A 20,086-nucleotide genomic window follows, 5' to 3' on the forward strand; every position below is an offset into this window, starting at 1 on the left:
TCCAGGGGCAGGAGCGCCCCGCCGTGGCAGCGGGGCGGTCATTCAGGGGGGCTGCTGATAATTGACGCCAGTTATGGAGTCGGGGTTGCCGGCTGATTGTTGGCTGGCGACGGTGTACCCGTCAGGACACCGTCGGTCGAAATGGCGTCAGGGCTTGCCAGGGTCGCCTTGGGCACAACCGTCGGCTTGGTGGCGGCATCGGTAAGAAAATCGATGACCCTCATCATCGCCTCTGGCGGATCCTGGCGGCGCAACGTGGTATTGAATGCATAGCGGGCGCGGGTATCGGTCTTGCGGGTTTGCGTGGACTTGTGGCTAATGCTGCCTTTCATCTCCAGCTTGAACGGGCCCCAGCCCAGGGCGCCAGCAATGTCGCCGCTCTTGGCAGAATCGCTGAAATCTTCGGCCGCCTGGCTGATGGTCAGTTCGAACTCGACTTTACCCTCTTCGATGACAATGTTCGGGTGGGTGATGGCCGCCATCAGCGGCACCTTCATGGACTTGCTGACGATACCTTTGTAGTCGCCCTGCTCATCGACGATGGTTTCGTCATAGTCGAACTGGATGGCGACCGCCTTGCCGTCCTGCACGCACACCTGCATGAGGAAGTCGGCATAGGACTTGCTTGCAGTGACCTGAGCCTGAACCATGGCTTGAAGCGGGCCGGCGATCATCCGGTCCATGGGCAAGGCATTGATGACGGATCCGATAAGGCTGCTGTCTATGGACATAGCGGGATTCTCTTTCTGTGGTTGATGTTGCAAATGTGGCCGTCAACGGGCGGCCAGGGTGATTGCCGTCAGCGAGCGCAAGGCTCTTGACGGCGGATGTTGCCGATCTGGCGCAGGCTCAAGCCGTACTTGTCGGCCAGCAGGCTGCGTGACAAGCCATCAGCGCTTTCTTTCTGGATTTGCAGGTTGCGCAACTGCCGCAGGAAGTGGTCTGCCTTGGGGATTTCCAGGGCCACGCCGGCAAAGCGCTTGATCAAGGCATCGAGGGCTGCGCCAGGGAGTACGTCAGCGAGCTTGGTCCGTTCGCGGTGCTTGGGGATGTACTTGGGCCTGCCACCGTAGGCGCAGGTCAGCTGGTAGGCGTTTTCAATACCGACGCATTCGATCAAGGCCTGCAGCGAATGCGGCAGTTGGCTGATGTCGATGGCGGTGAGATCTGGCAATTCCATGGGAGGCTCCCTCGCGGTAGGTGGGGCGCGATGCTTTGAAGACCCGGGGCGGGTCAGCGATTACCAGCGCTGTTCAGTCGTTGGCATGGCTGAATTGTCAGTGAGCGACGAATACCGTCGCTAGGCGCCAAGTGGGCTGGTGTTTGTAGCCTCCGTGAGCGCTATTTGAAGGCAACGGTTTAGCTGTTTGTAGGACATCGCTTCACCGCCGCCCTTAAGGCATTGATTTCTCAATAGGTCGCTTTTCCACGAGCAGTGAGGGTGCCGGTACCCTCAAGGGCAGGGGTAGCCCTGCACCAGGCTTGCGCTGCTGAGATAGGCATAGGGGGAGTCGGCCATGTTCTGGGGCAGGCTGCGCCAGTCGATGACGAGGCAGAAGGCATTGAGGGGTTGCTCATCGAGCATGCCGACGACCTGCCCAGGGAAAGCGCGGCGGTAGAGTGCGAAGGTATTGTTCTGGGCTTCGACCTGGTCTGCCTTGGTCAAGGTCTCGCGGGCAAGCTGTGGCAATTGCGCTTGCGATAGCGTGAAGTAGGCGCGCCCAGGTTCGGGTTGCAAATGGCCAGCTGCGCGGGTTCGCTGCCACAACTGCTGCCATTGGTTGCTGCCGGCGTGGGCAGCCAGCTTGGTGCCCAGCGTGAGCAATTGTTCAGGCGGTAGCGGGTGGGTGTCCAGCGCGTGGGCGGGGAGTGAGGGCAGTATCAGCAAGGTAAACAGGGCGGGTTTGAACATGACGCCTCCGGCATTGGGTTGGGGCCCAATGCTTTCAGGCTTGGTGGGCAACGCTAAGCAGGAAATGCAGCGCCGTAACCCACAGGCGTTGTATCATTGCCGCGGCTCATTGCGAGCCATTTGCCCCCGATGTAGCAAGGAACTATCGATGACACACGTGCAGCGCCTCAAATATTCCCTTCTGATCATCCTGGTGGTGCTGGGCCTCATGCTGGGCCTGTCTCACCTGCAGAAACAGGGCACGATCAGTGAACAGACCTTCCAGATGCTGGCTATCGCCATCGCGGTGGTGGTTGTGGTGATCAACGGGATCATGCGGCGCAAGGTCAAACCTTGACCGTGCCGGCCGGCCAGACCTGGCCGGCCCTGCATCAGCGCGGCGAGGGCTGGTCGAGCACCGCGCGCGCTTGCGGGTTGAGGCTGTAGCACTTGTCATTGCCAAGGCTGATGACACCTTCCGTGCACAGGCGCTTGAGTACCTCACGTACGCTGAGGAACGACAGCGGAATGTCCAGTTGCTCGAGTTGCGCGTGCACGCCACGCACGCCAATGCTGCGGCCATCGCGGCCTGCAGTGTGCAGGGCGTCGATGACCTTCAGGCGGATCAAGCTGGTGCGCAGGCCATAGGTGCGCAACAGCTCGCGGATCTGCTCATTGCCGACACGCTCTTCCCCGCAGGCGTCCTGTCCTTTGTCCGCCTTGGCCGGGGCGCGCCCGGTCTGCAATGAGGGTTGCGGGTTGTACATGTGAATGCTCCTTTTCGTGGACTATCCCGAAATATGGGTGCCTCACTTACTAGGACGAATGAGAGCGGCAAATCTGCAGCCTGAGCGTGAAAAAAGTTGCCTGCCGTTTGAAGAAGACGATCCTGCTGCGCAACTTGCGTAAAATTTTCATCTGGCCACTCGTCTGATCTGGAATGATCCCTGTATCCGAGGAATGCCCGTGTTCTCTATTTCACGCCCCCTGACTTGCGCGAGCCTGGCGGCTGCGCTGGTCGCCTCCAGCATTGCCGTGCAGGCGCGGGAAACCAGCACTGACGCCAGTGCCCAGATTCGCCGTACCAGTTTCGGTGTGCCGCACATCGTGGCCAAGGACGAGCGTGGCCTGGGTTACGGTATCGGCTATGCCTACGCTCAGGACAATCTGTGCCTGCTGGCCAACGAAGTGCTGACGGTCAACGGTGAACGCTCTCGCTACTTTGGTGCGCAGGGCAAAACCCTCGAACAGCGCGACAACCTGGCCAGCGACCTGTTTTTCACCTGGCTGAATACACCGGCTGCCGTGAGCGGCTTCCTCCAGGCTCAGCCCGCCACGGTGCGTGATCTGCTGGAGGGCTATGCCAGCGGCTTCAATCGTGCGCTGGGTGAACGGCGCAGCCAGGGCTTGCCGGCCGAGTGCGGCGATGGTGAGTGGCTGCGGCCGATTACCAGCCTCGACCTGATCAAACTGACCCGCCGGCTGTTGATGGAGGGCGGGCTGGGCCAGTTTGCCGAAGCAGTAGCGGCTGCGCAGCCGCCCCAGTTGGCGAGCCAGCAGGCCGCGCCCGGCTTTGGCGCGGCATTGGCCCAGCAACAGCGCTTCGCCTCAGAGCGTGGCAGCAATGCCGTTGCGGTGGGTGCAGACCGTTCCGCCAACGGCCGTGGCCTGCTGCTGGCCAACCCGCATTTCCCATGGATGGGCGGGATGCGTTTCTACCAGATGCAACTGACCATCCCCGGCCAGCTGGATGTGATGGGCGCGGCACTGCCGGGCCTGCCCGTGGTGAACATCGGCTTCAATCGCCATTTGGCCTGGACCCACACGGTCGACACGTCCAAGCACTTCACCCTCTACCGTTTGCAGTTGGACCCGAAGGACCCTACGCGCTACCTGTACGATGGCCAGTCATTGCCGCTGGCCCGCCAGGCCGTCAGCGTCACGGTCAAGGCTGCGGATGGCACGCTGAAGCAAGTGCAGCGACAGGTCTACAGCTCGAAGTTCGGGCCGGTGGTGCAGTGGCCCGGTCGCCTGGAGTGGGACAACCAGGCGGCCTATAGCCTGCGTGACGCCAACCTGGACAATACCCGTGTATTGCAGCAGTGGTATCGCATCAACCGCGCCGACAGCCTGGACGCACTGAAGGGCTCGATCGAGCAACTGCAAGGTATCCCTTGGGTCAATACCCTGGCCGTCGATGCCGGGGGCCGGGCGCTGTACTTGAACCAGTCGGTAGTGCCGTATGTGGACCAGTCGTTGTTGAACCAGTGCAGCAACCCAGCGGCGCAAGGGCCGCTGGTGGTACTGGATGGCTCGCGCAGCGCCTGCCAGTGGAAGGTCGATGCGCAGGCAGCCCAGCCTGGTATCTTCCCTGCACACCTGCTACCCAGCCTGGAACGCAACGATTTCGTACAGAGCTCCAACGACCCCGCCTGGATGACCAACCCGGCGCAGCCGTTGACCGGCTACTCACCACTGGTCAGCCGCAATGACCAGCCACTGGGCATGCGCGGGCGCTTCGCCCTTGAGCGCCTGCAAGGCAATGCCAAGCTGGGCGTGGACGACCTGCAGCGCATGGTGATGGATGACGAAGTCTACATGGCCAGCCTGGTGCTGCCGGACCTGCAGCAATGGTGCAAAGGTGCCGAGGCTGATCTGCAGGCACTTTGCGCGAGCCTGGCGAGCTGGAACGGCAAGGCAGACCTGAACAGTGGCATTGGCCTGGTGCACTTCCAGAATATCGTCGACACCTTGATCAAGCACCCGCAAAGCTGGCGAGTGGCATTTGACCCGGCAGACCCGCAACACACCCCGCGTGGGTTGGCGGTCGAGCAGGCGGCGGTGCGCACCTTGCTGCGCGAAGCGGCGCTGGCTTCACTGCAACAGGTCGCCAAGGCCGGTGTTACCGAAGACAGCCGTTGGGGGCAGATCCAGCAAGCGGCCGATGGTACGCCGGTGCCTGGTGGCCCGCAGGGGTTGGGCGTGTACAACGCGATTTTCAGCGTGCCCCATGGGCCAGGCAAGCGCCTGGTGGTCAGCGGCACCAGTTACCTGCAGCTGGTGAGCTTTACCGACAAAGGGCCGCAGGCCCGGGGATTGTTGGCGTTCTCGCAGTCCAGCGAAGCCGCTTCGGCGCATTCGAGCGATCAGACCAAGGCGTTCTCGGCCAAGCAGCTGGCGCCCATCCCGTTCACCGAGGCGCAGATCAAGGCTGACCCTGAGTATCGGCAGTATGTGATCAGTGAGCGGGACAAGGCTGCGGTGGCGCGCCAGCCCTGAGTTGTAATCCGCACCGCCCTCATCGCCGGCAAGCCGGCTCCCACAGGTAAACTGCTGCTCTCGGGAACAGTGAAGTACCTTGTGGGCGCCGGCTTGCCGGCGATGAGGCCGCAACGGCAAAGCGAGCAATTTCAGGAAAACTCGAACGGCTCCAGCTGAAAGCCCTGCGCATCTACCTGCAGGGTCCAGCCGCGACGGTCCCAATCGCCCAGCACGATGCGCCGGGCCGGCTCACCGTTGACCACCAGCTTGTGAATAGCCGGCCGGTGGGTGTGGCCATGCACCAGCGTTTTCACACCGTGCGCCGCCATCACCTTCGGCACTTCCTCAGGCGTGACGTCGACGATTTCGGTCGCCTTCATGCGCGTTTGTGCGCGGCTTTCGCTGCGCAGCTTGCGTGCCAGCTTCTGCCGGGTGGCAAGCGGCAGATGCCGCAAGATCCACAGGCTCAGCGGGTTGCGCAGGTAGCGGCGCATTTTCATGTAGGCCAGGTCGCGGGTGCATAAGGTGTCGCCATGCATCAGCAACACCTGCTCACCGCCCAGTTCGATCACACTCGGGTCGGCCAGCAGCGTACAACCAGCGGCCTTGCAGAAGTCCTGGCCAATCAGGAAATCACGGTTGCCGTGCATCAGGTAGACCGCCGTACCACTGTCGCTCAGCTGGCGCAGGGCCTGGCAGATCGACTGCTGAAAGGGCGTCATGGCGTCGTCGCCGATCCAGGCTTCAAAGAAGTCGCCCAGAATGTACAGCGCCTTGGCATGCCGTGCGCGGCCGTCGAGCAGATCAAGAAACGCCCGGGTAATGTCCGGGCGTTCTTCTTGCAGGTGCAGATCAGAGATCAGCAGTATCACTCAATGATCTCGGCTTTCTCGATGATCACGTCGTCTTTCGGCACGTCCTGGTGGCCAGCCTTGGAGCCGGTGGCGACCTTTTCGATGGCGTCGACGACTTCAGTGCCTTCGACCACTTCACCGAATACCGCGTAGCCCCAGCCCTGGGTGTTCTTGCCGCTGTGGTTGAGGAAATCGTTGTCCGAAGCATTGATGAAGAACTGCGCGGAGGCCGAATGCGGGTCCATGGTGCGGGCCATGGCAATGGTGTACTTGTTGTTTTTCAGGCCGTTGTCGGCTTCGTTCTGGATGCTCGGACGCTTGTCACGCTTCTCGTTCATGCCCGGTTCGAAACCGCCACCCTGGATCATGAAACCCTTGATCACACGGTGGAACACGGTGTTGGTGAAGTGGCCAGCTTTGACGTACTCGATGAAGTTGGCGACGGTCAGTGGCGCCTTCTCGGCATTCAGTTGCAGGACGATGTCGCCGTGGTTGGTGCTCAGTTTGACTTTGGACATGCTGAAATTCGCTCTTTCATGGCATTCGGGAATTAGGGTGCGCAGTGCGCCTTTAGTCACCTGACGCAACATCGGGCGACCGCGACACATGGCGCGCACTGGCCATTTTGCCAGCCTGCGGCAAAAAGCTGCGATAAATCACGGCAGTTTGTCCGGGCCTGGCTGTCAGCAGCTTGACTGCTTCGGCTATGATAGGCCCTTTGATTCAATCGGCCTACCCAGGCCGGACACGTGCATTCAAGGATCCTATGAGCAAGCCCACTGCCGACAACGCGCCCAACGCCGCTGCCAAAGGCGCCCCCGCCGTCCCTGCGAACTTCCTGCGGCCGATCATCCAGGCCGACCTGGACTCGGGCAAGCACAGCAGCATCGTCACTCGTTTTCCGCCGGAGCCCAATGGCTACCTGCACATCGGCCATGCCAAGTCGATCTGCGTCAACTTCGGCCTGGCCAAGGAGTTCGGCGGCGTCTGTCACCTGCGCTTCGACGACACCAACCCGGCCAAGGAAGACCAGGAATACATCGACGCCATCCAGCGCGACGTCAAATGGCTGGGCTTCGACTGGGCCGGCGACGTGCGTTATGCCTCCAACTACTTCGACCAGCTGCACGACTGGGCCGTTGAACTGATCAAGCGTGGCAAGGCCTATGTCTGCGACCTGACCCCTGATCAGGCCAAGGAATACCGCGGCAGCCTGACCGAGCCTGGCAAGAACAGCCCGTTCCGCGAGCGCAGCGTCGAAGACAACCTCGACCTGTTCGCGCGCATGAAGGCCGGCGAGTTCAAGGACGGCGAGCGCGTGCTGCGTGCCAAGATCGACATGGCGTCGCCGAACATGAACCTGCGCGACCCGATCCTGTACCGCATCCGCCACGCCCACCACCACCAGACCGGTGACAAGTGGTGCATCTACCCGAACTACGACTTCACCCACGGGCAGTCCGATGCCATCGAAGGCATCACCCACTCGATCTGCACCCTGGAGTTCGAAGGCCATCGCCCGCTGTACGACTGGTTCCTCGATAACCTGCCGGTACCGGCGCACCCGCGCCAGTACGAGTTCAGCCGCCTGAACCTGAACTACACCATCACCTCCAAGCGCAAGCTCAAGCAGCTGGTCGACGAAAAGCACGTAAGCGCCTGGGATGACCCGCGCATGTCGACCCTGTCGGGCTTCCGCCGTCGCGGCTACACCCCTGCCTCTATCCGCAACTTCTGCGAGATGGTCGGCACCAACCGCTCCGACGGCGTGGTCGACATGTCGATGCTCGAATTCAGCATCCGTGACGACCTCGACCGCACCGCGCCGCGCGCCATGTGCGTGCTGCGCCCGCTGAAAGTGGTCATCACCAACTACCCGCAAGGCCAGGTCGAGCAGCTCGAGCTGCCGCGCCACCCGAAGGAAGACATGGGTGTACGCGTGCTGCCGTTCGCCCGCGAGCTGTACATCGACCGTGACGACTTCATGGAAGAACCGCCGAAGGGCTACAAGCGCCTGGAGCCGGCCGGTGAAGTGCGCCTGCGCGGCAGCTACGTGATCCGCGCCGACGAAGCGATCAAGGATGCTGACGGCAACATCGTCGAGCTGCGCTGCTCGTACGACCCGGACACCCTGGGCAAGAACCCCGAGGGCCGCAAGGTCAAGGGCGTGATCCACTGGGTGCCGGCAGACGCCAGCGTCGAATGCGAAGTGCGCCTGTACGACCGCCTGTTCCGTTCGCCGAACCCGGAGAAGGCCGAGGAGGGCGCCAGCTTCCTCGACAACATCAACCCGGATTCGCTGCAAGTGCTCACCGGTTGCCGCGCCGAGCCGTCGCTGGGCCAGGCACAGCCGGAAGACCGCTTCCAGTTCGAGCGCGAAGGCTACTTCTGCGCCGACCTCAAGGACAGCCAGCCGGGCCGCCCGGTGTTCAACCGCACCGTCACACTGCGTGACTCCTGGGGCAGCTAAGGAACCGCCGTGCTAAACATCTACAACACGCTGAGCAAGACCAAGGAAGCCTTCAAGCCGCTCGATGGCAACAAGGTGCGCATGTACGTCTGCGGCATGACCGTGTACGACTACTGCCACCTGGGCCACGGCCGCAGCATGGTGGCCTTCGACCTGGTCACCCGCTGGCTGCGCAAGAGTGGTTACGAGCTGACCTACGTGCGCAACATCACCGACATCGACGACAAGATCATCAACCGGGCCAACGAAAACGGTGAAGCGTTCGACGCATTGACCGCCCGCATGATCGACGCGATGCACGAGGACGAGCGCCGCCTGAACATCCTCAAGCCGGACATGGAGCCGCGTGCCACCGACCATATCGCCGGCATGCACGCCATGATCCAGACCTTGATCGACAAGGGCTACGCCTACGCGCCGGGCAACGGCGACGTGTACTACCGGGTCGGCAAGTTCGTCGGCTACGGCAAGCTGTCGCGCAAGAAGATCGAAGACCTGCGCATCGGTGCCCGCATCGAAGTCGACGAGGCCAAGCAAGACCCGCTGGACTTCGTGCTATGGAAAGGCGTCAAGCCGGGCGAGCCGAGCTGGGAATCGCCATGGGGCCCGGGCCGGCCGGGCTGGCACATCGAGTGCTCGGTGATGTCCACCTGCTGCCTGGGCGAGAGCTTCGACATCCATGGTGGTGGCAGCGACCTGGAGTTCCCGCACCACGAGAACGAGATCGCCCAAAGCGAAGCGGCCACCGGCAAGCAGTACGCCAATGCCTGGATGCACTGCGGCATGATCCGGATCAATGGCGAGAAGATGTCCAAGTCGTTGAACAACTTCTTCACCATCCGTGACGTACTCGACGTGTACCACCCGGAGGTGGTGCGCTACCTGCTGGTGGCCAGCCACTACCGCAGTGCCATCAACTACTCCGAAGACAGCCTGCGTGATGCCAAGGGCGCCCTGGAGCGCTTCTATCACGCACTGCGCGGCCTGCCGCGGGTGGCGGCCAAGGGTGGCGAAGGGTTTGTCGAGCGCTTCAGCGTAGCGATGAACGACGACTTCGGCACCCCGGAAGCCTGCGCCGTGTTGTTCGACCTGGTGCGCGAGATCAACCGCCTGCGCGACAGCGACCCTCAAGCCGCTGCTGGCCTGGCCGGTCGCCTGCGTGAGCTGGGTGATGTGCTGGGTGTGCTGCAACTGGACGCCGATGACTTCCTGCGTGCAGGGGCAGAGGGCAAGGTTGACGCGGCTGAAGTCGAGGCTTTGATCCAGGCCCGGCTGCAGGCGCGGACGGACAAGAACTGGGCCGAGTCCGACCGTATCCGTGACCAGCTGACCGCCATGGGCGTGGTGCTGGAAGACAGCAAGGGCGCGACTACCTGGCGCCTGGCTGACTGATGTAAATGGGGGCCGCTCTGCAGCCCCCGGCTTTACTTGCCCGGCCCCGCCAGCGGGCAATGCAACACCAGCTTCGCCCCACCCAGCTCACTTTCGCCAATCTCCAGCCCAAACCCATGCAGGTCGACGATCGCCGCAACGATCGACAACCCCAGCCCGAACCCCGCATGGCGGTGGCCTTCCTCGCTGCGATAGAACCGCTTCAGCACTGCAGTTCGCTCTTCTTCGGGAATGCCTGGCCCACTGTCCTCGATGGCGATATGCACGCCCGCATCGTCCTGGGTCGCCTTAATGCCCACTCGCCCGCCTTCAGGCGTGAACTTGATGGCATTGCCCACCAGGTTGGCCAATGCCTCGAACAGTAATTCACGGTCTCCATGCAATGCCGGCAACTGCGCAGGCTGCTGCAGGTTCAGGCGAATGACGCCGTCCTCGGCCAACGGCAAGTAGAAATCGTGCAGCTCCACCAGCAGATCATGCGGGTCCAACTGCACGAAACCGGCCCGGCGCTGGCGGTCTTCCAGCTCACTGATGCGCAACAAACCGCGAAACCGTGCCATCAGGGTATCGGTTTCACCGATGGCTTGGTCCAGTGCCTCGGCTTGCGGTGAATCAACCGGGCTTTGCTGGCGAATGCGGTACAGCTGTGCGCGCAGACGCGTCAGCGGCGTGCGCAGGTCATGGGCGATGTTGTCGCACACACCCTTTACCTCGTGCATCAGCCGTTCGATGCGGTCGAGCATGGCGTTGACGATGTCGGCCAGCATGTCCAGTTCGTCGCGCCGCGCCGACAGCGGCAGGCGGTGGGTGAGGTCGCCGGCGACAATCAGCTCGGCCTGGGCCTGGATCGCGCGAATGCGCTTCAACGGCCTGCGCCGCAGCAGGTACCAGCCGGCAAAGCCGGGAATCAGGGTCAGTGAGATGCCCCACAGCAATGCATGCAGGATGATGCGGGTGACCACGAACAGCGAGCCGTTGTCGCGGAACAGCACCAGCCAGCGGCCGTCCTGCACCTTGATGGCCACTGCGTCGCAGCTGTCACGGGGCATGTGCGGGTCATCGGCATCCAGGCAGCGCTTGAGCTCGTGTACCTTGCCGTCCATGCCAAGCTCTGGCGGAATGGCACGGATGCGCCCGCCAATCGGGTTGAGCTGGGCGTCGAACAGGCCGTAGGCATCGAAGGCGCGCTCTTCGAACGCCTGGCTGGCGATCAGGGCGTCATCCAGCTGCTTGCCGCTCATGTGCGCGAACAGGTGCTGGCGCTGCAGCATGGAGTGGCGGGTGAGTTTGTTCAGGTAGCTTGAAACCTCGAAGTACAGCACCCCCATGAGGATGCTGCTCCAGGCCACGAAGAGGAAGCTGTACAGCGCCAGCAGGCGGCTGGTCGAGGAGCTCCAGCCCTTAGACGGGTTCAGCAATGGCATAGCCGGAGCCCCGTACGGTACGGATCAGCGGCGACTGCCCGGGGGAATCGATCTTCTTGCGCAGGCGGCCGATGTGCACGTCGATCAGGTTGGTGCCGGGGTCGAAGTGATAGCCCCAGACTTCTTCGAAGATCATCATCCGCGTGATCACCTGGCCACTGTGGCGCATCAGGTATTCCAGCAGCTTGTACTCGGTGGGCAGCAGGTTTAGCGTCTGCTCGCCGCGCCTCGCCTCGTGGCTGATCAGGTCCAGCTGCAGGTCGGCGACCTGCAGGCGGGTCTGGGTCATCGGTACGCTGTTACGCCGCAGCAGCACTTCGACCCGAGCGGCCATCTCGTCGGAGGCGAACGGCTTGGTCAGGTAGTCATCGCCGCCGGCACGCAGGCCGCGCACGCGCTCATCGACGTCGGACAGCGCGCTGATCATCAGGATTGGCGTGGCGATTTTCAGGTTGCGCAGGGTGGTGACGATGGTCAGGCCATCGACCTCGGGCAGCATGCGGTCCAGGGTTATCAGGTCGTACCCGCCGGCAATGGCCTTGGCCAGGCCCTCGCGGCCGTTGTCGGCCCAATCCACATCCAGACCATGGCTGGTGAGTTCGGCGACGATTTCCTGGCCGGTGACGGCGTCGTCTTCGATGGTCAGTACGCGTGTCATGCTGGTTCCTGGGCGTTTATTGGAGACTTGATTGTGCCAAAGAATAGCCAAACGGCGATTTAAGAAAAATTCATCTACCCACGGCCGGAAAACAAAACGGGGCATGCCAGTGCCTGGCATGCCCCGTGGTTCAGCGTGGCGCAGCGGCTCAGGCGACCTTGACGATCCAGCCAGCCGGCGCTTCGACGTCACCGCTCTGGATGCCGGTCAGCTCGTTGTAGAGCTTCTGGGTAACCGGGCCGACTTCGGTTTCGCTGTGGAACACATGCAGCTTGCCGTTGTACTGGATGCCACCGATCGGGGTAATAACCGCGGCAGTGCCGCAGGCGCCAGCTTCGACGAACCGCTCGAGGTTGTTGATCTCAACGTCCCCTTCGATGACTGTGAGCCCCAGGCGCGATTCGGCCAGCTCCATCAGCGACAAGCGGGTGATGCCCGGCAGCACCGACGCCGACTTCGGTGTAACGAACTCGTTGTTTGCGGTGATACCGAAGAAGTTCGCAGAACCGACTTCCTCGATTTTCTTGTGGGTCAGCGGGTCGAGGTAGATGCAGTCGGCAAAGCCGGCTTTCTTTGCCTCGTAGCCTGGTTGCAGGCTGGCAGCGTAGTTGCCACCGACTTTGGCGGCGCCGGTGCCTTGTGGCGCGGCGCGGTCGTAGTCGGAGATCAGGAACTTGTGCGGCGTCATGCCGCCTTTGAAGTAGGAGCCGACCGGGATGGCAAAGACCGAGAAAATGAACTCCGGTGCGGTGCGCACACCGATGTTGTCACCCACGCCAATCACGAATGGGCGCAGGTACAGGGCACCCTTGCCATGCGGCGGTACAAAACGCTCGTTGGCCTTGACCACCTGTTTGCAGGCTTCGATGAACTGTTCGGTTGGCACGCGCGGCATCAGCAGGCGGTCGCAGCTGCGCTGCATGCGCAGGGCGTTCTGGTCGGGACGGAACAGGTTGATGGAGCCGTCCTTGCAACGGTAGGCCTTCATGCCTTCGAAGCACTGTTGGCCGTAGTGCAGGGCGGTCGAACCTTCGCTGATGTGCAGCACATTGTCTTCTGTCAGGGTGCCTTTGTCCCACTCGCCATCGCGAAACACGGACAGGTAGCGCTTGTCAGTCTTGATGTAGTCGAAGCCAAGCTTGTCCCAGTTAATCTCGTTACTCATGACACCCTCGTTTGTCTTGCAGATGCCTGATCGCTCAGGCTGCTGTTATTTGCGCACCTCGCCACGATAATACATCCGTCGCGGATCGGGAACGGCCAGTCACGAATTGGTGGAGCAGGCGTGCATGGCAGGTGATTTGCTGTGGATATGAGATCGAGCACCGCGCGGGGCGCTCGATCTTATCTGCTGCACCTCTACCGACTGGCACCCAGCCGCGTGTTCCAATCTCCGGCGTGCCCACGAGCGCAAGCCTCTTCACTGTCAAAACGCACATGCCAGGCCGGGTGGTCCAATTGCACACCTGCCTCGTCGAGTGCCTGGGCCGTCAGCTTGAGCATGCGCGCTTTCGCTTCCCCCGCCAGCGCTGCAGCCTTGTCCGCTTCGCGTTCGAAGACCCAGGTGATGCGCAGGCTGGTGGGGAACTCGTCAGCATCCAGGCGGTGAGTCAGCCAGGTAAACCCGACGATTTCCGCCTTGGCAGTTTCGCAGGCGTCGGTCAGGCAGGCGACCAGTTCGCGCTCCAGGCGCGCCAGCTCGCGTTTGCCCGGTACTTTCATTGCGCGGCCTCTTCGTCGATTTGCTGACAGAAGCGCAACAGGTTACCGAACGGGTCGCGCACCAGCATTTCCAGGCCCCAGTCGACGCGCGCGGCGTGTGGGCGGGCGTAGCCGTACTGTTTGTCCTGCAGTTCGCGCTCCAGGGCCAGCAGTTCGTCGCTCCGGGCGAATACGGTTGAGCCTGGGCAGGCGTCGCCATGGTGCTCGCTCAGGTGCAGGATCAGCCCGTCACGGTGAATTTGCATATAAAGCGGCAAGTCGGGGCTGAAGCGATGTTCCCAGTCCAGCGTGAAACCGAGGAAGTCGAAATAGAACTCCCTGGCCTTGTCGACCGAAAAGATGCGCAGGACGGGGATTGCAGGGGCGAGGGGCATGGCGGTTCCTTGGCCGTAGGCTGAGTGCACTGCAGGGCAGTCTACGTTTTCTCCCGCCTGGCTGTCTCGCCTGGCCTCCGCAGCGGCTTGGCGCCGGCACCGAAACAGGGCCGGTGACCGCCCTCGTATCGTGCGTGATGCGCCTGTGTGCCCTATGCCAGAGCCTCTGCGCAAAAGTTTCATGCGCCTTCACCTGCGTAGTTGGCCCGCAAACTGCTATATCCCAGCCAATCGAAATTGATCGAGTGGTCAGGCCTGCAGCGCCTCCGTGCGCGGCCCCCGACCCTCGTAACGGCCATGGGCCATGAATATCAGGGGCTATAGGATGTTTCTGGCAGAGCGCCTCGAACAATCTGAACAGGATGCGGGCTGGAGCGCCCACCTGCAGTTGCGCTTCATCGCACGCGGTGGCGTGACCCGCCTTGGTGCGCGCCGGCATTTCGGCCCGCTTTTGGTGCAGCGCCCGTTCTATCCGGAAGGCGCGCCGTGCCACGTTTATGTGCTGCACCCGCCTGGCGGCATCGTCGCAGGGGACCGCCTGGACCTGGACATTCACCTGGAGCCGGGTAGCCATGCGCTGCTGACCATGCCCGGTGCCAGCAAGTTCTACCGCAGTATCGGCCCCACCGCGTGGCTGACCCAGCGCTTTCACCTGCAAGCCGAAAGCACGCTGGAGTGGCTACCGCAGGACAGCATTTTCTTCTCCGGCGCCCGCGCCAACCTCGACAGCCGCTTCACCCTCGAACCCGGCGCCCGCTTGCTGGCCTGGGAAACCCTGTGCCTGGGGCGGCCGGTCATGGGCGAATGCTTCGAGCATGGCGCACTGGATAGCCGACTGAGCATCGAACTGCCCGGCGAGCCTGGCCTGCATGAACGCCTGCGTATCACCGGTGGCCAGCTCGACAAGCTCGGCGGGCACCCGCTGGTGGCGACGTTCTGCGCGTCACCGGCCGACCCGTGCGTATTGGAACAGGTGCGGTCGCTGCTCGATGAACTCGACACCCCCGCAGGCGCGACCTTGCTCGGCCCGCTGTTGGTGATCCGCCTGCTCGACCACGACAACCAACACCTGCAACACACCCTGCAGCGCCTCTGGCACGTGCTGCGGCCGGCCGTTCTCGGCCTGCCCGCGTGCCCGCCGCGCATCTGGGCTACCTGAGAGAGCGCCATGGAGCTGACCCCAAGAGAGAAAGACAAACTGTTGCTGTTCACCGCTGCATTGCTGGCGGAACGGCGCCTGGCCCGTGGCCTGAAGCTCAACTACCCGGAGGCGGTAGCGCTGATCAGCGCCGCCGTGCTCGAAGGCGCGCGCGATGGCCGCACGGTGGCCGAGCTGATGAGCCTGGGCCGTGAAGTGATCGGCCGCGAACAGGTCATGAGCGGTGTCGCCGAGATGCTCCATGACGTGCAGGTTGAAGCCACGTTCCCAGACGGCACCAAACTGGTGACCGTGCATGACCCCATCGTCTGACCTGGCTGAGGAGCCCAGCATGATTCCAGGTGAAATCCAGACCGCCGCCGGCGACATCGAACTCAATGTCGGCCGTGAAACGGTCAGCGTCAGCGTGGCCAACCATGGCGACCGGCCGGTGCAGGTCGGTTCGCATTACCACTTCTTCGAGGTCAACGACGCGCTGGTGTTCGACCGTGGGACGAGCCGTGGCTTTCGCCTCGACATCCCGGCCGGCACTGCAGTGCGGTTCGAACCCGGGCAATCACGCACCGTGCACCTGGTGGCCTATGCCGGCAAACGCGAGGTCTACGGTTTTCAGGGCAAGGTGATGGGCGCGCTGGAGGGCAGGGCATGAGCCGTATTTCGCGCCGCGCCTATGCCGACATGTTCGGCCCCACCGTCGGCGACCGCGTGCGCCTGGCAGACACCGCGTTGTGGGTGGAGGTGGAGAAGGACTTCACCATTTATGGCGAAGAGGTCAAGTTCGGCGGTGGCAAGGTCATCCGCGATGGCATGGGCCAGGGCCAGATGCTCGCTGCCGAGGCCATGGACCTGGTGCTGACCAACGCGTTGATCATCGATCACTGGGGTATCGTCAAGGCCGATATCGGCGTCAAGCATGGGCGCATCGCCGCCATCGGCAAGGCTGGCAACCCGGACGTACAACCGGGCGTCACCGTGCCGGTCGGGCCGGGTACCGAAGTGATCGCCGCCGAAGGCAAGATCGTCACGGCGGGCGGCATCGATTCGCATATCCATTTCATCTGCCCGCAGCAGGTCGAAGAAGCGCTCACCAGCGGTGTCACCACCTTTATCGGCGGCGGCACCGGCCCAGCCACCGGCACCAACGCCACCACCTGCACCCCGGGCCCGTGGTACCTGGCGCGCATGCTCCAGGCCGCCGATTGCCTGCCGATCAACATCGGCCTGCTGGGCAAGGGCAATGCCTCTCGCCCCGAAGCGCTGCGCGAGCAGATCGCCGCCGGTGCCGTGGGCCTGAAGCTGCACGAGGACTGGGGCTCGACCCCGGCCGCCATCGACTGTTGCCTGGGCGTGGCCGAAGAGATGGACATCCAGGTGGCGATCCACACCGACACGCTCAACGAGTCCGGTTGCATCGAAGACACCCTGGCCGCCATCGGTGACCGCACCATCCATACCTTCCACACCGAAGGCGCCGGCGGCGGCCATGCGCCGGACATCATCCGGGCGGCGGGGCAGGCCAATGTGCTGCCGTCCTCGACCAACCCGACCCTGCCGTACACGGTCAACACCGTGGACGAGCACCTGGACATGCTCATGGTCTGCCACCACCTGGACCCGAGCATCGCCGAGGACGTGGCCTTTGCCGAGTCGCGCATCCGCCGCGAAACCATTGCCGCCGAAGACATCCTCCACGACATGGGCGCCTTCGCCATGACGTCGTCCGACTCCCAGGCCATGGGCCGGGTGGGCGAAGTGGTGCTGCGCACCTGGCAGGTGGCGCACCAGATGAAGGTGCGCCGCGGCCCGCTGGCGCCGGACAGCAGCTACAGCGACAACTTCCGGGTCAAGCGCTACATCGCCAAATACACCCTCAACCCGGCGCTGACCCATGGCATCGCCCATGAAGTCGGTTCGGTCGAAGTCGGCAAGCTGGCCGACCTGGTGCTGTGGTCGCCGGCGTTCTTTGCGGTCAAGCCGGCCCTGGTGATCAAGGGCGGGATGATCGTCACCGCGCCCATGGGCGACATCAACGGCTCGATCCCGACCCCGCAGCCCGTGCACTACCGGCCAATGTTCGGCGCACTCGGTGCCGCCCGCCATGCCACGCGCATGACCTTCATGCCCCAGGCCGCCATGGACCGTGGCCTGGCCCAGGAGTTGGGGCTGCAGAGCCTGATCGGCGTGGCCCATGGCTGCCGTCGCGTGCGCAAGGCCGACATGGTCCACAACACCTTGCAACCGGTGATCGAAGTCGACTCGCAAACCTACCAGGTGCGCGCCGACGGTGAACTGCTGGTGTGCGAACCGGCCCGCGAACTGCCGCTGGCCCAGCGTTATTTCCTGTTCTGAAGGAGCGAAGATGATTGTCCTGACCCGCCGGATCGCTGAATCCGACACGATCACCGGCACCGTCACCCTGGACGTCGACAGCCGCATCAAGAGCCGACTGCGGGTGACCCTCGACGATGGCCGCGAGGCCGGCCTGATGCTCGAGCGCGGCCACCTGCTGCGCGGCGGCGAGTTGCTTGCCGATGCCAGCGGCAGCCAGGTGGTGCGCGTGCTCGCGGCACCCGAAGCCGTGTCGACGGTGCGCTGCCGCGACCCGCACCTGCTGGCGCGCGCTGCCTATCACCTGGGCAACCGCCATGTACCGCTGCAGATCGAGCCCGGCTTGCTGCGCTACCAGCACGACTACGTGCTGGACGACATGCTGCGCGGCCTGGGCTTGACTGTGGAGGCCGAGCAGGCGCCGTTCGAACCGGAAGCCGGGGCCTATCAGAGCGCCCCGCACAGCCATGGCCACGCCCACGACCATCCTTTCGTGCGCCTGCCTGCGCATTCCTGAACCGCCCACCGGAGCCCACAATGAAAAAAACCCTCGCCCTTGTCCTGCTGATGGTCGCACTGCCGGCTTTCGCCCACCCTGGCCACGACAGCAACCCGCTGCACGATGGCCTGCTGCACCCGCTGACCGGCCTTGACCACCTGTTGATGCTGCTGGGCACCGGCGTGCTCGCCGCCTTGACCCGTCGCAACCTGAGCCTGCCCTTGGCGACCCTGGCGGCGATGTTCGCCGGTGCCGTGTGCGGCCACCTGTTCGGCGGCATGCTGGGCATGGAAACCGTTATCGCGGTCTCGGTGCTGGTGGCTGCCGCCGCCGTGCTGCTGCCCAGCCGCCAGTTGCTGCTGGCCTTGGCCATGCCGGTATTTGCCCTGTTCCATGGTTGGGCCCATGGCGTTGAAGCCACGCCAAGTGCGTTCTGGCTGTTCAGCGCCGGCTTTGTCACCGTCAGCGGCCTGCTGCTGGTGGTGGGCTTTGCGGTTGGGTGCCTGCTGCGCCGGCACAGCGGCCTGCAAAAAGCCTTCGGCGGCGGCCTGCTGGCCGGTGCTGCCGTGGTGCTGGCCGGTTGATGAACAGCGACCTGGCACTGCTGCGCCTGCTGCAGCTGGCCAGCCCCGGCCTGCCGGTGGGTGGCTTCACCTATTCGCAGGGGCTGGAGTGGGCGGTGGAGGCGGGCTGGGTGCGTGACATCGAAGGCTTCAGCGCCTGGCAGCGCGAGCAGATGCACGACACCCTTGCTTTCCTGGACTGGCCGGTCCTGGCGCGCCTGTACCACGCCTGTGAGGCAGACGATGCCGAAGCGTTTGCGCGCTGGAGCCGTTTTCTGCTGGCCAACCGTGAAACCGCCGAACTGCGCCTGGAAGAGCAGCAGCGGGGCGCGGCGCTGGCGCGCTTGCTTGACGGCTGGCAACTGGGCCAAGCCTCGGCCTGGCGCGCCAGCCTCGAACTCAGCCAACTGGGCGGCATGGCCTGGCTTGCCGTGCACTGGTCGATCCCGCTGCGCCAGCTTGCCCTCGGGCATGCCTTCGCCTGGCTGGAGGGCGCAGTCATGGCCGGTGTCAAGCTGGTCCCGTTCGGCCAGCAGGCGGCCCAGACCCTGCTGCGCGACCTGAGCGCAGCGCTGCCCGAGGTCATCGACCAGGCCCTGGCCCTGGGCGACGACCAGCTTGGCGGCGGCCTGCCGCTGCTGGCCATCGCCTCATCGCGTCACGAAACCCAATACACCCGTTTGTTCCGTTCTTGAGGACTGCCAACATGCAAAGCTATCAGCAACCCCTTCGCGTCGGTGTCGGCGGCCCGGTCGGTTCCGGCAAGACCGCGCTGCTCGAATGCCTGTGCAAGGCCATGCGCGATCACTACCAGATCGCTGTGGTCACCAACGACATCTACACCAAGGAAGACCAGCGCATCCTCACCGAGGCCGGTGCCCTGGAGCCTGAGCGCATCGTCGGCGTCGAGACCGGCGGCTGCCCGCACACCGCCATCCGCGAAGATGCCTCGATGAACCTGGCCGCCGTGGAAGGGCTGGCGCGCAAGTTCGGCAACCTCGAAGTGATCTTCGTGGAAAGCGGCGGCGACAACCTCAGCGCCACTTTCAGCCCGGAGCTGGCCGACCTGACCATCTATGTCATTGACGTTGCCGAAGGCGAGAAGATCCCGCGCAAGGGTGGCCCCGGTATCACCAAGTCGGACTTCCTGGTGATCAACAAGACCGACCTGGCGCCTTACGTCGGCGCCTCGCTGGAGGTGATGGAGCGCGACACCCAGCGCATGCGCCCGCAGCGTCCGTGGACGTTCAGCAACCTGAAGAAAGGTGAGGGTTTGCAGGCGGTGATTGATTTTATCGTCGAGCGGGGGATGCTCGGGGTCAGGGGGTGATAGAGCGCCGCGCGGGCGAAGCGCATGCCTTGATATCTTCAGCGTCCATGAAATCGAGCGCCGCCCGCGCGGCGCATCGCGGGCAAGCCCGCTCCTACATTTGTTGCAACGCGCCGTTCCAGTCAGGCCATGGTTGTTCGCCTTGGCGCATGGCTGAAGAC

At 63.6% G+C, this 20,086-nt stretch carries 23 protein-coding genes; 12 read left to right on the top strand and 11 right to left on the bottom strand.

Features of this window, described 5'->3' with window-relative positions; genetic code table 11:
• Positions 1-71: 71 nt before the first annotated feature.
• The 3 genes from ACNQPL_RS23365 to ACNQPL_RS23375 all read right to left on the bottom strand — a co-directional run bounded on the left by ACNQPL_RS23365 (position 72) and on the right by ACNQPL_RS23375 (position 1,912).
• Positions 72-731, bottom strand: a complete 660-nt coding sequence (locus ACNQPL_RS23365) for a DUF2589 domain-containing protein (protein WP_346613145.1) — start codon at positions 729-731, stop codon at positions 72-74.
• A gap of 68 nt (positions 732-799) precedes the next feature.
• Positions 800-1,180 (bottom strand): Mor transcription activator family protein, encoded by a 381-nt coding sequence (locus ACNQPL_RS23370; RefSeq protein WP_346613146.1) that lies wholly within the window; start codon positions 1,178-1,180, stop codon positions 800-802.
• Positions 1,181-1,453: 273 nt separating this feature from the next.
• Entirely contained in the window at positions 1,454-1,912 is a 459-nt protein-coding gene (locus ACNQPL_RS23375) for a hypothetical protein (RefSeq protein ID WP_416468032.1), read from the bottom strand.
• Positions 1,913-2,060: 148 nt separating this feature from the next.
• Here ACNQPL_RS23375 and ACNQPL_RS23380 point away from each other — a divergent pair, with 148 nt between their 5' ends.
• Positions 2,061-2,249: a hypothetical protein gene (locus tag ACNQPL_RS23380; RefSeq protein ID WP_346613148.1), complete on the top strand. Its 189-nt coding sequence runs from the start codon at positions 2,061-2,063 to the stop codon at positions 2,247-2,249.
• Between the two features lie 34 nt (positions 2,250-2,283).
• Here ACNQPL_RS23380 and ACNQPL_RS23385 read toward each other — a convergent pair whose 3' ends face one another.
• The gene (locus tag ACNQPL_RS23385) at positions 2,284-2,658 is read right to left on the bottom strand and encodes a fe2+ zn2+ uptake regulation protein (protein ID WP_346613149.1); all 375 of its coding nucleotides are present in this window, start codon (positions 2,656-2,658) and stop codon (positions 2,284-2,286) included.
• A gap of 199 nt (positions 2,659-2,857) precedes the next feature.
• Here ACNQPL_RS23385 and ACNQPL_RS23390 point away from each other — a divergent pair, with 199 nt between their 5' ends.
• A complete protein-coding gene (locus tag ACNQPL_RS23390; RefSeq protein WP_416468033.1) occupies positions 2,858-5,170 on the top strand; it encodes an acylase in 2,313 nt (770 codons plus the stop codon).
• A 131-nt stretch (positions 5,171-5,301) separates the two neighbouring features.
• Here the strand turns inward: ACNQPL_RS23390 and ACNQPL_RS23395 are convergent, their stop codons facing one another.
• Positions 5,302-6,024, bottom strand: a complete 723-nt coding sequence (locus tag ACNQPL_RS23395) for a UDP-2,3-diacylglucosamine diphosphatase (RefSeq protein ID WP_346613151.1) — start codon at positions 6,022-6,024, stop codon at positions 5,302-5,304.
• The gene (locus ACNQPL_RS23400) at positions 6,021-6,524 is read right to left on the bottom strand and encodes a peptidylprolyl isomerase (protein WP_346613152.1); all 504 of its coding nucleotides are present in this window, start codon (positions 6,522-6,524) and stop codon (positions 6,021-6,023) included. Before ACNQPL_RS23400 ends, ACNQPL_RS23395 begins: the two co-directional genes overlap by 4 nt.
• 248 nt (positions 6,525-6,772) lie before the next feature.
• On the opposite strand from ACNQPL_RS23400, the gene ACNQPL_RS23405 reads away from it, so the two are divergent.
• Together ACNQPL_RS23405 and cysS are read left to right on the top strand one after the other, a co-directional pair.
• Positions 6,773-8,476 (top strand): glutamine--tRNA ligase/YqeY domain fusion protein, encoded by a 1,704-nt coding sequence (locus tag ACNQPL_RS23405; RefSeq protein WP_346613153.1) that lies wholly within the window; start codon positions 6,773-6,775, stop codon positions 8,474-8,476.
• A gap of 9 nt (positions 8,477-8,485) precedes the next feature.
• The gene (gene cysS / locus ACNQPL_RS23410; protein ID WP_416468034.1) at positions 8,486-9,868 is read left to right on the top strand and encodes a cysteine--tRNA ligase; all 1,383 of its coding nucleotides are present in this window, start codon (positions 8,486-8,488) and stop codon (positions 9,866-9,868) included.
• A gap of 32 nt (positions 9,869-9,900) precedes the next feature.
• Here the strand turns inward: cysS and ACNQPL_RS23415 are convergent, their stop codons facing one another.
• From ACNQPL_RS23415 to ACNQPL_RS23435, 5 genes are all read right to left on the bottom strand, one after another.
• Positions 9,901-11,292 carry a sensor histidine kinase gene (locus tag ACNQPL_RS23415; protein ID WP_416468035.1) on the bottom strand — a complete coding sequence of 464 codons (1,392 nt, stop codon included), beginning with the start codon at positions 11,290-11,292 and terminating at the stop codon, positions 9,901-9,903.
• Positions 11,270-11,950, bottom strand: coding sequence for a response regulator transcription factor (locus tag ACNQPL_RS23420; protein ID WP_346613156.1), 681 nt, complete (start codon positions 11,948-11,950; stop codon positions 11,270-11,272). The genes ACNQPL_RS23415 and ACNQPL_RS23420 overlap by 23 nt, the downstream gene beginning before the upstream one ends.
• A 148-nt stretch (positions 11,951-12,098) precedes the next feature.
• The gene (locus ACNQPL_RS23425) at positions 12,099-13,115 is read right to left on the bottom strand and encodes a branched-chain amino acid aminotransferase (RefSeq protein WP_346613157.1); all 1,017 of its coding nucleotides are present in this window, start codon (positions 13,113-13,115) and stop codon (positions 12,099-12,101) included.
• A gap of 194 nt (positions 13,116-13,309) precedes the next feature.
• Entirely contained in the window at positions 13,310-13,672 is a 363-nt protein-coding gene (locus tag ACNQPL_RS23430) for a hypothetical protein (protein WP_416468036.1), read from the bottom strand.
• Positions 13,669-14,046: a glyoxalase superfamily protein gene (locus ACNQPL_RS23435; RefSeq protein WP_346613160.1), complete on the bottom strand. Its 378-nt coding sequence runs from the start codon at positions 14,044-14,046 to the stop codon at positions 13,669-13,671. The genes ACNQPL_RS23430 and ACNQPL_RS23435 overlap by 4 nt, the downstream gene beginning before the upstream one ends.
• A gap of 325 nt (positions 14,047-14,371) precedes the next feature.
• Between ACNQPL_RS23435 and ACNQPL_RS23440 the strand changes: the two genes are divergently transcribed.
• The 8 genes from ACNQPL_RS23440 to ureG are packed head-to-tail and all read left to right on the top strand — an operon-like array spanning position 14,372 to position 19,925.
• Complete coding sequence (locus ACNQPL_RS23440; protein ID WP_416468037.1) at positions 14,372-15,205, top strand: urease accessory protein UreD; 834 nt, start codon at positions 14,372-14,374, stop codon at positions 15,203-15,205.
• A 9-nt stretch (positions 15,206-15,214) separates the two neighbouring features.
• Entirely contained in the window at positions 15,215-15,517 is a 303-nt protein-coding gene (locus tag ACNQPL_RS23445; RefSeq protein ID WP_346613162.1) for an urease subunit gamma, read from the top strand.
• Between the two features lie 19 nt (positions 15,518-15,536).
• Positions 15,537-15,854: an urease subunit beta gene (locus ACNQPL_RS23450; RefSeq protein WP_416468038.1), complete on the top strand. Its 318-nt coding sequence runs from the start codon at positions 15,537-15,539 to the stop codon at positions 15,852-15,854.
• Entirely contained in the window at positions 15,851-17,554 is a 1,704-nt protein-coding gene (ureC, locus tag ACNQPL_RS23455; RefSeq protein ID WP_416468039.1) for an urease subunit alpha, read from the top strand. The genes ACNQPL_RS23450 and ureC overlap by 4 nt, the downstream gene beginning before the upstream one ends.
• Positions 17,555-17,564: 10 nt before the next feature.
• Positions 17,565-18,050, top strand: a complete 486-nt coding sequence (gene ureE, locus ACNQPL_RS23460; protein ID WP_346613165.1) for an urease accessory protein UreE — start codon at positions 17,565-17,567, stop codon at positions 18,048-18,050.
• Positions 18,051-18,070: 20 nt separating this feature from the next.
• Positions 18,071-18,616 (top strand): HupE/UreJ family protein, encoded by a 546-nt coding sequence (locus tag ACNQPL_RS23465; RefSeq protein ID WP_387529406.1) that lies wholly within the window; start codon positions 18,071-18,073, stop codon positions 18,614-18,616.
• The gene (locus ACNQPL_RS23470; RefSeq protein ID WP_416468040.1) at positions 18,616-19,290 is read left to right on the top strand and encodes an urease accessory protein UreF; all 675 of its coding nucleotides are present in this window, start codon (positions 18,616-18,618) and stop codon (positions 19,288-19,290) included. The genes ACNQPL_RS23465 and ACNQPL_RS23470 overlap by 1 nt, the downstream gene beginning before the upstream one ends.
• 11 nt (positions 19,291-19,301) lie before the next feature.
• Positions 19,302-19,925, top strand: a complete 624-nt coding sequence (ureG, locus tag ACNQPL_RS23475; protein ID WP_008093751.1) for an urease accessory protein UreG — start codon at positions 19,302-19,304, stop codon at positions 19,923-19,925.
• Positions 19,926-20,086 lie beyond the last annotated feature (161 nt).

It is taken from the genome of Pseudomonas sp. LFS044, from assembly GCF_047978245.1.
GTDB lineage: Bacteria > Pseudomonadota > Gammaproteobacteria > Pseudomonadales > Pseudomonadaceae > Aquipseudomonas.